This window comes from Frankia sp. AgB1.9 (genome assembly GCF_016786355.1).
GTDB lineage: Bacteria > Actinomycetota > Actinomycetes > Frankiales > Frankiaceae > Pseudofrankia.
The window spans coordinates 1-9,296 of record NZ_JADWYX010000206.1; the positions used below are offsets into that span (position 1 = coordinate 1).

6 protein-coding genes and 2 pseudogenes are annotated in these 9,296 nt (G+C 73.8%); 2 read left to right on the forward strand and 6 right to left on the reverse strand.

What is annotated here, in order from left to right; genetic code table 11:
* Together I6A60_RS39765 and I6A60_RS39770 are read left to right on the forward strand one after the other, a co-directional pair.
* Window positions 1-1,344 (forward strand): annotated as a pseudogene (locus tag I6A60_RS39765) (hypothetical protein); the annotation flags it as partial.
* Window positions 1,345-1,401: 57 nt separating this feature from the next.
* Window positions 1,402-2,958, forward strand: coding sequence for a serine/threonine-protein kinase (locus tag I6A60_RS39770; protein ID WP_203023355.1), 1,557 nt, complete (start codon window positions 1,402-1,404; stop codon window positions 2,956-2,958).
* Window positions 2,959-3,121: 163 nt separating this feature from the next.
* On the opposite strand, the gene I6A60_RS39775 is transcribed toward I6A60_RS39770, so the two are convergent.
* From I6A60_RS39775 to I6A60_RS42515, 6 genes and pseudogenes are all read right to left on the reverse strand, one after another.
* Window positions 3,122-3,490, reverse strand: coding sequence for a hypothetical protein (locus I6A60_RS39775; RefSeq protein ID WP_203023356.1), 369 nt, complete (start codon window positions 3,488-3,490; stop codon window positions 3,122-3,124).
* Window positions 3,491-3,985: 495 nt separating this feature from the next.
* On the reverse strand, window positions 3,986-4,486 hold the full coding sequence (locus tag I6A60_RS39780; RefSeq protein ID WP_203023357.1) for a GNAT family N-acetyltransferase: 501 nt from the start codon (window positions 4,484-4,486) through the stop codon (window positions 3,986-3,988).
* Window positions 4,487-4,528: 42 nt separating this feature from the next.
* A complete protein-coding gene (locus I6A60_RS39785) occupies window positions 4,529-6,985 on the reverse strand; it encodes a DEAD/DEAH box helicase (RefSeq protein WP_374113327.1) in 2,457 nt (818 codons plus the stop codon).
* A 246-nt stretch (window positions 6,986-7,231) separates the two neighbouring features.
* Window positions 7,232-7,516 carry an SCO4848 family membrane protein gene (locus I6A60_RS39790; RefSeq protein ID WP_203023359.1) on the reverse strand — a complete coding sequence of 95 codons (285 nt, stop codon included), beginning with the start codon at window positions 7,514-7,516 and terminating at the stop codon, window positions 7,232-7,234.
* Between the two features lie 94 nt (window positions 7,517-7,610).
* Entirely contained in the window at window positions 7,611-8,924 is a 1,314-nt protein-coding gene (locus I6A60_RS39795; protein ID WP_203055863.1) for a D-alanyl-D-alanine carboxypeptidase family protein, read from the reverse strand.
* A gap of 143 nt (window positions 8,925-9,067) precedes the next feature.
* Window positions 9,068-9,296: pseudogene (locus I6A60_RS42515) on the reverse strand (DUF1003 domain-containing protein); the annotation flags it as partial.

Sequence of the window (9,296 nt, forward strand, 5' to 3'; positions counted from 1 at the left end):
GCCTGGGGAGCACCCCTGCTCGGCTCCCAGGCGGTCGTCCACGCCCCCCTGACGGCGCCGTCACCAGCCGCACCGGGGGCCACCCCCCCCCCCCCCGCCCCCCCCCCGGCGGGGGCCCCCGGCGCCGCGCCGGCGGCGACCGACAGCGCGGCGGTAGCTGACAGCGCGGCGGTAGCAGGCGCCACGGCGGTAGCCAGCGGCACAGCGGCTGCCGGACCCACCCAGGTGCTCGCCGAGGCACCCCTCAGCGAGGCGTCCCCCGATCTCCAGCCGGCCGAGGTCGCGAGCTCCGAGCAGGAGGCCACCCTGGTCGCCATCGGAGCCGACGAGGCCCGGATCCCGACCACCGTGATCATGAAGGACGTGCTGGCCGACGAGGCGGCCGGGGACGGGTCACGCCCAGGCGCGGACGAGGCCCAACCAACCAGCACTTTGGTGGGTGGCCCGTCAGTCAGCCAGCCGACGCCGGACCCGACCGAGGTCCTCCAGCCGCGGAGCGAAACGGGCGAGCTCGACGACCTCGCCCGCTACTGGGCCTCGGGGTCCGCCTGGACGTCCAACCGGCCCACCCGGCCGCCGGACGACGTCCCGGCCAACGGAGGCGAGGCCGGCCCGGTGGAGGACCCGCCCCGGCCGCCCCGCCCGAAGCGTCCCGGCGAGGAGACGCCACCCCGGTCCCAGGCGGAACGCCGCGCGGTGATCGTCTTGGCTGTTCTCGTCGTGGTGCTCGCGCTCGCACTGGTCGTGGTCCGGCTGTCCGCCGACGACGGCAAGGACGATCGGCCCGCGAGCGCCCCCGCCGCGGCCACCTCCGACCTCGGCTCGAGCGCTCCCGCGAGCGCCGTCCCGGACGGCCCGCTGGCGGCCGCCACCACCGCGGTGACCCCGCCACGCGGCTGGGTGTCCTACGTCGACGCGGCCGGCTGGTCGCTCGCGTACCCGTCGAGCTGGAAGCGCGCGGCCGGCGCCGGCGGCGCCGGAACCGTCGACTTCACCAATCCGACCACTGGTACGGTTCTGCGCGTCGGAAGCGTGGGGCAGGCACCTGCCTCGATCCTGCGGGACTGGCTGACGAACTTCGAGACCGCATCACAGGGCGGTCCGATGGGGCTGACGGACTACCAGCGGCTGAGGCTCGCGCCGGTCGGTACGGGCGACGGATCCACCGAAGCCGACTGGGAGTACACGTACAGCAAGGACGGAGGCAAGGTCCATGTGCTCTCCCGCGGCGCCGACCGGGGCGGCCACGGCTACCTGCTCTCCTGGCAGACCGAGGACAAGCAGTGGGCCAGCGACCAGGGACTGAGGCGGCAGCTGTTCGCGACCTTCCGCCCAGCGCCGTGACGGCCACCGGGGCGCCCAGCGCGCACGTGGGCCGCCCGATCTGTCAGACTTGACTCGATGGCCAGATCGGCGAGTGTGCCGCCGGGGACTTCTCGGAACGCGGAGACTTCTCGGAACGGCACCCCAAGCATCGTCGCCGGACGATACCGCCTCGACGCACCGATCGGTCGAGGCGGCGCCGGCGTCGTCTGGAGCGGTGAGGACGAGGTCCTCCAACGTCGCGTTGCGATCAAGGAGATCCTCGTCCCGTTGGCGGGCGCCCAGAACGAGCGGGACGCGCTGCGCGCGCGGGTGCTGCGGGAGGCGCGAGCGCTCGCGCGGCTGAACAGCCCCTCCATCGTCGCCGTCCACGACGTGGTCGAGGAGTCCGAGCGCCACTGGATCATCATGGAGCTCGTCGACGCGGAGAGCCTCGGCGACGTGATCCGCACCAACGGCCCGCTGCCCCCCGACCAGGTCGCGGCGATCGGGCTGGAACTCATCCACGCACTCGGCGCCGCCCATCAGAAGGGCGTGCTGCACCGGGACGTGAAGCCGGGCAACGTGCTGCTGGGGCGGGACGGCCGGGTCCGGCTGACCGACTTCGGCATCGCGGCGACCGAGGGCGACATGACGCTCACCGGCACCGGGGCACTCGTCGGCTCGCCGGCCTACATCGCGCCGGAGCGGATCCGCGGCTCGTCCGGCACACCGTCCAGCGACCTGTGGGGCCTGGCCGCGACGCTGTACTCCGCCGTGGAGGGAACCCCGCCCTACGAGGGCCCGGAGACGTACGCCGTGCTGTCCGCGGTCGTCGAGGGGCGCCGGCGGGCCTTCCGCAACGCGGGGCCGCTGCGCAGCCTGCTCGGCGACCTTCTCGACAAGCCGGCGGAAGAGCGGCCGGACGCCGACGAGGTCCGGCAGCGGCTGACGCCGATCGCCCGTGGCAGTGAGCCGGTCCCGCTCTTCGTGATCAACGGCCCCGGCATCGAGGACGCCACCGCGGTCGACGACGGCCTGGAGAAGGTCAGCGACGGCTCCGGCTTCCCGGCCCCCGACGCCGATGGGGAGGCCGACTCTCCGTTCGCCAAGGCCGCCGCGCTACGGGCGGTCGAGGACGAGATCTCCAGCACCAGCTCCGACGAGCTGTCCGGACTGGAAGCGGTCTCCAGCGGCCCGTTCCCACGGCCGCGCCAGCCGGCCCGGCGGCAGTCCGATCGGCGGCCGTTGGTGTTCGCGGCGCTCGCCGCCCTGGTGGTCCTGGGAGCGGCGGTCGCGGTCAGCCTGCTGCTGACTCACCGCGGCAACGGGAGCAACCAGCAGCCGACCTCGGTGACCGGCTCGCCGACCGCGGCGACCGCCCCGGCCGGGACGCAGGGCGGTCTGCAGCCCATCGACGTCCCCACGTCGGAGGTGCCGGCGACCGAGCCGTCGCACCATCCGTCCCTGTCGCACACGTCGTCGCCGGCGCTGGCCACGACGCCGCCAGTGATCACCTCGACGCCGACGCCACCGCCGGCGACGACGCCGCCGGCGACCACACCGTCGCCGACCAAGACGGCGCCACCGACCAAGACGGCGCCACCGACCGGCAGCGCGAGCCCGACCTGTTTCTTCACGCCCTGCCACACCTGAGGCCGGGCCGCGCGTCCGTTCCGCGGTGCGGTCGGGCCAGTAGAAAGACCTGAGCCCTCTAGGACAGACCCCTTGCGTGGGTTGTCCTAGAGGGCTCAGGTCTGCCGGCGCTCAGCTCCAGGGTGCGCGGGCCGTTCGGTGCGCCTGGCCTGGCGGCGGGTGGTCAGCTCGCGCGGGGCATCAGATCCGTAGCGCGCAGCACGCGCAGCAGGTCCTCGGGGTCGATGATCAGGCGGCCGGTCGGCGGGTGGGTCGAGTCGGCCTCGTCGTACTGGAGGTCGGCTGGCAGGCTGTAGAAGTCGGCGAGGTGGCGACACAGCTCCCACAGCCGACGCTCGGCCGCCTTCTGGTCCCGCCAGCGGCGCTCGGCGTCGACGTCGGTCTCCGCGCTGCCTTCTCGCTCAAGCCGATGCGACCGGCATAGCCCCTGAGAGTCGCCGGCCAACGCCTTCTTGCTGCATCGGTGCGCGACATACCCTCGACCACCGCCCATGACCATCGCCGTGCAGCGGTCGTCCTCTTCCCACACCATCCCGGCCCGTCACCGCCTTCGCTGTTCGCCAGTCAGAAGAAGCCGTGTAACCAGGCTAGGGGCTTTCAGCCAGATGTCCATGGTTCGGGCATTGAGTTCACAACGCCGATACACAAGACGGCCGACGTGACGACGCCGGTCACGAACTTGCTGCCACACAAAGGAATCTAGCTAGCCGACCGCAGGCAGCCGGGTACGCTCGGCACCGAATCGCGGACCAGAAGGTGACAACCTCGGGACCATTCTCCAACCCCGTCCCGGTGATCGCGTCAACCGCACATGATGAACGACACCCAAAGAATGTGACGCGTACCACTTGGGCGCAGGCCATCCAGAAATAGCCGCGACCTTGTCTCCGAGAAAGACATATAGCCCTCCACGGACGACCCTCTTCAAGCGGCATAGTTATAGCGCACAGAAAGGCCGAGCCCGCGCGAACCACCGGAGCGCGCCGAGATGCCCCCGGCAATTCGTGACCCAGCGTGACGCTCGGGGTCAGAGGAACCGGTGCATGATGTGCATGTCGACCTCGCCGTGGACGGCGTGCCGGAAGCCGCGCGGCACCGTGCCGACGATGATGAAGCCGAGCGATCGCCACAGGTTGAGCGACGCGACGTTGGTGGTCACCACCGCGTTGAACTGCATCGCGCTGTAGCCGAGGTCCCGGGCGGCGGCCAGGCAGTGCAGGCCCAGCTGGCGCCCGACGCCCAGGCCCCTGGCCTGCGGCGCCACCATGAAGCCCGCGTTCGCGACGTGGTCGCCGAGGGTGAGCTGGTTCGGCTTGACCTGGTAGGTGCCGACGATCCGCCCGTCCGGATCGAGCGCGACCCAGGTCCAGGCCGGCGGCGGCGCGAACCACATCGCCTTCCCCGCCTCGCTCGACGTGGCCGGATCGTACGGGTAGGTCTCGCCAGCCGCGATGACCGTGTGCCACAACGGCCAGAGCCCGGCCCAGTCGTCATCCACCGCCGGCCGGATCAGCACCTCGACGCCCACCGCCCCATTGTTCCGCTTTGGCCGGGATTGCGCGGGCGTGGCTCAACCGGTCTCGACGGCCAGCGCGAACGGCAGGACGGCCGTGGCACCGGCCTCGCGCAGCAGGCGCGCGGCGACCGTCATCGTCCAGCCCGTCGCGACCACGTCGTCGACCAGCAGCACCGGCCCGTCGGCCCGCGCGATCCCGGTGGCCACCGCCGGCGGGACAGTGAACGCGCTGACGAGGCCAGCGAGCCGGTAGGCGCTGTTGTGCGAGGCGCCGGCGGACGGCCCGTCGGCGATCCGGTCGAGCGCGCCCAGCAGCGGCAGCCGGCCGATCGCGGAGATCCGGCCGGCGACGCTCTCCACCAGCCGCGGCCGAGAGCGCGACGGCAGCGCCACGACCGCCGCCGGGCGCCGCTTCCAGTCCCACGCCTTCAACGTCTCGACGATCGCCTGGACCAGATCATCCGGGATCGGCTGGTCAGGGGCTCCCGGAGCGAGCATCGGGCGTAGCCGATTCCCCCAGCCCACATCGTTGAGCCGGGCGAGCACCCGGCCCGGCTCGGCCCCGGCGCCGGCCGGAATCCGCCCGGACAGGCTCACCCCGAGGGTCTTCATCCCGGTCGGCCACATCTTGCGCGGCTCGAGCACGACGCCGGGGCGGCGCAGCTCGGTCCTGGCCCGCTCCCGGGCCGCGTCCGAGACGTCCGCGTCCCAGCTCTGTCCGGTGCACCGGTCGCAGCGGCCACAGGCGGCCGCGTACGGGTCGTCGAGCTGACGGCGCAGGAACTCCATCCGGCAGTCGCGGGTTGCCAGGTAGTCGAGCATCGCCTGCTGCTCGGCGGCCCGCGCCGCGGCGAGCCGGGCATATCGCTCGGCGTCGTAGTGCCACGGCCGGCCGGTCGACTCCCAGCCACCGCGGACCCGGCGGACCGCGCCGTCGACGTCGAGCACCTTGAGCATCGACTCCAGCCGGCCCGAGCCGACGTTGACGGCTGCCAGCAGGGCCTGCGTCGACATGGCCCGCCCGGAGCCGGCCAACGTGCCCAGGACGTCACGGACGATCGCCTCGGGCGGGAAGGACGTGTCCGCGAAGTACTTCCAGATGTCCCGGTCCTCGGCGGCCGGGAGCAGCACCACCTCGGCCCGTTCGACGCCACGGCCCGCGCGGCCGATCTGCTGGTAGTAGCTGATCGGCGAGCTGGGCGCGCCGACGTGGACCACGAAGCCCAGGTCCGGCTTGTCGAAGCCCATGCCGAGCGCCGAGGTCGCGACCAGCGCCTTCACCCGGTTCGCGAGCAGGTCCTCCTCGGCGGCGATGCGCTCCGCCGGCTCGGTGCCCCCGTGGTAAACGGCGACGGTGTGTCCCTGCGCCCGCAGGAAGCCCGTCAGCTCCTCGGCCGCCGGCTTGGTGAGCGTGTAGACGATGCCCGACCCGGGCAGCCGGTCGAGATGCTCGGCGAGCCAGCCGAACCTCGCCTCGGCCGACGGCAGCGTGACGACGGCCAGGCGCAGGCTCTCGCGGTCCAGGGCGCCGCGCAGCACCAGCGTCCCGGCCGCCTCCCCCGTTCCGTCGGCGGGTGCGCTCCCGGCCACTCGGCCAGCCCCGGCAGCGCGCGGGGTGACGCCGTCATGGCCGCCGGCTCCGAGCTGCTCCGCGACGTCGTCGACGACCCTGCTGTTCGCGGTCGCCGTGGTGGCGAGCACCGGGACGTCCGGGCCGAGACCGGCGACCAGCGTGCGCAGCCGGCGGTAGTCGGGCCGGAAGTCATGGCCCCAGTCGGAGATGCAGTGCGCCTCGTCGATCACGAGCAGGCCGGTCGAGGCGGCCAGCTCCGGCAGGTAGTCGTCCCGGAAGGCCGGGTTGTTCAGCCGCTCCGGCCCGACGAGGAGCACATCCAGGTCGCCGGACCGCAGCGCGGCGTAGACCTCGTCCCACTCGGTGACGTTGCCGGAGTGGATCTCCCCGGCCCGGATGCCCAGCCGGGCGGCGGCCTGGGCCTGGTTGCGGATCAGCGCGAGCAGGGGCGAGACGATGACGGTCGGGCCGACCTTGTTGCGTGCCGCGGCGTTCCAGCCGGGCCGGCCGAGCGCCGGCACGCCGGGCTCGACCCAGCCGGCGGCAAGGTCCTCGGGCATCTGTGGCACCGACGACGCGTCGTGGTCCGGTGGCTCGAACCGGTCGTCGTCGGGCTCGTAGCCGAAGTCCGCGTAGCCGTCCTCGTCGTCCGGCGGCTCTACCGGCCACGGCTCGTCGTTCCAGGCCCCCGTGGGCACGGCTGCACCAGCGGCGCCGGCTACGGCGGCCGGCAGGGCACCGCGTTCGCGCAGCAGGGCGGTCGCGAGGAAGTAGACGGCCGACTTGCCCCAGCCCGTCCGCTGCACCAGCAGCACCCGGCGGCGCCGGTTGACCAGCGCGTCGATCGCCTGCCACTGGTCCTCACGCAGCCGGGCGTGCGGCCCGGCCAGCTGCCGCAGCAGTTGCTGCGCCCGCTCGCGGGTGTCCAGGGCAGCCACCTCGACGGAACCCACACCGGAACCCGTGGCGGCAGCCACCTCCGGCGCCAGCCTGCTCGCGTCCACCGCCATCACCCTGTCCGAACTCGTCCGAAGGAGCTGTGTCCGAAGGAGCTGTGCGCCCAGAAGCTGCGCGCCCAGAAGCTGTGCGCGCAGGTACCGTCCGCCGCCATCGCCCGTCGCCGCCCTGTCTATCCCACGCGTGCGACAGTCCACGACCTGGCCCGGCGGCCGGCCGGGCGCTCGCTAGTGGGCGGAGTCGACCAGGTCGCGATCCGGCTCACCGGTGGATGCCGGGCCGCGAGCACCCGCGCGAGCGCGCAGGAGGCCACGGGCGCCGAGCCAGGCGACGGCGGTGCCGATCGCCAGCGAGACGACCGTCAGCACCAGATGGACCAGGAAGAAGCCGGTCGGCCCGTCGTGCCAGGCGCGCGGGTCCTTCCAGATATTGCGCAGGAAGGTAGGCCAGATCACCCACGACCAGACGCCCACCAGAACCAGGAACCAGGCGGCCCGTTTCGACAGTGTCACCCCTCCACCATCGCAGCCGGTCCACCCGGGTGGCCAAGGCGCCCGCGTCACACCGGGCCAGCGCAGGCGCGTCCCAGGCCGGGAGTGGGCGACGTCACCGCCCGCGGTGGCCGGAGCCGGACATGTCACGCTGCCGTCGACGGCCGCGCGGGCCGGTGCCGGGCCGCTGCGGCGGGAGGCGCCGCGCCGCCGCCAGATGCCGCGCCCGGGCGCGCTGCGCGTGGCGGCGCGCTCGTACCCGTTTCCACCGGTGCCCGGCGGCCGTCAGCAGACCGGCGAGAACCGTGGCGCCTAGCGCGAGCCAGGTGATCCAGCCGGGACCGGAACCCTCGTGGTGCCGGTCGGCGCCAGACGCGGAGACCGGACCGCCGGCGAGCCCAGCGAGCCCGACGCCGGTGGGCCGCGTCTCGTCCCCGACCGTGGGGGCGGGCGGCGGCGCCGGCAGCATGCCGACCGGCGCCGCCACGCCGTCGTTCGCGAACCCCCAGTCGAGCAGGGCCCGGGCGTCCGCCGCGTAGTTGGGCGCGGCCCGCAGCAACGCCACGACCAGCGTCCGCCCGCCCCGGCGCGCCGCGCCGACGTAGGTCGCGTCGGCCGCGACGGTGTAGCCGTTCTTCACCCCGAGGGTGCCCGGATACTTGCCCAGCAGCAGGTTGTGGTTCTGGATCTCGAAGGAGCCGCCGTTCGGGGTGGGCAGGACGGCCCGCGGGATGGTCAGGTACCGGCTGATGACGGGCTGGGCGATCGCGGCGCGGCCGAGGATCGCCAGATCACGCACGGAGGACAGCTGACCGGGCGCGTCCAGGCCGGTCGGGTCGACCGCGTGGGTGTCGGTGGCCCCGAGCGAGGCGGCCAGCGCGTTCATCCGCGCGACCACGGCGTCCCGGCCGCCGACGGCGTCGACGAGGGCTACGGTCGCGTCGTTCCCGCTGGCGATCAGCATCGCCGTCGCGAGGTCGCGCACCAGGTAGCTCTGGCCAGGGACCAGCCCGACCTTCGTGCCGTCGACGGCGACGGCGTCCCGGCCGACCGTCACCCGCAGGTCCGGCGCCAGCCCCGGCAGGACGACGAGCGCGGTGAGGATCTTCATCGTGCTCGCGGGCAGGTCGCGGGTGTCGGCACCCTTGGCAGCCAGGATCTGGCCGGTATCCGCGTCGGCGACCAGCCAGCCCGCCGACGTCAGCTGCCCGGGCAGGCTGGTGGCGCCCGCGCCGACCGCCAGCGCGGACGGTGGCACAGGTCCGGCGGGTGGCCCGGCCCGCGGCGGTCCGGCGCTGGATGACCCGGCTGGCGCGGCCGCGGCCGGTCCGCCCGCCAACAGGAGGACGACCGGAGCGAGCATCGCCAGGATGACGGCGACGAGAACCCTGGCAAGCCGAGCCCGTCCCGCCGCACCCGCGGTGGCCATCAGCGGGCTCACCAAACGTGAGGGGTCGAGCCAGCAGCGTTCACGGTGTCACCGTACGTGGTAACGCCAACACTGTGCGACACGGGTGGTCGAGGGCCTCGTCCGCCAGGACCTCTGGCCCGGCGGCGGTGCCGGCGCCTCGCCTAGCCGGACTGGTCGCCCAGAAGGTCCGGGCCGCGACGACAGTCAGGCGAAAGGAGCGCGGACGCGGTGCTGGCGGCCGGGCCCGACGCCGCGCGGCGTCGCTCGCCGCCGGTCCGGTGCCCGCCGGTCGAGCGGGTCGCCGCCGCCCGGCTCGCCCGTCGGCCGCGGCCCCCGGTCAGTGCCGGGGCGGCGGCGGCCGCGGCGCGGGCCCGGGCGGGGGCTGCACCA

Excerpts from the sequence above, each read along its gene's own strand:
- I6A60_RS39775 (WP_203023356.1), bottom strand. The coding sequence starts at position 3,490 with ATGGTGTGGGAAGAGGACGACCGCTGCACGGCGATGGTCATGGGCGGT.
- I6A60_RS39795 (WP_203055863.1), bottom strand. The coding sequence starts at position 8,924 with ATGGCCACCGCGGGTGCGGCGGGACGGGCTCGGCTTGCCAGGGTTCTC.
- I6A60_RS39770 (WP_203023355.1), top strand. The coding sequence starts at position 1,402 with ATGGCCAGATCGGCGAGTGTGCCGCCGGGGACTTCTCGGAACGCGGAG.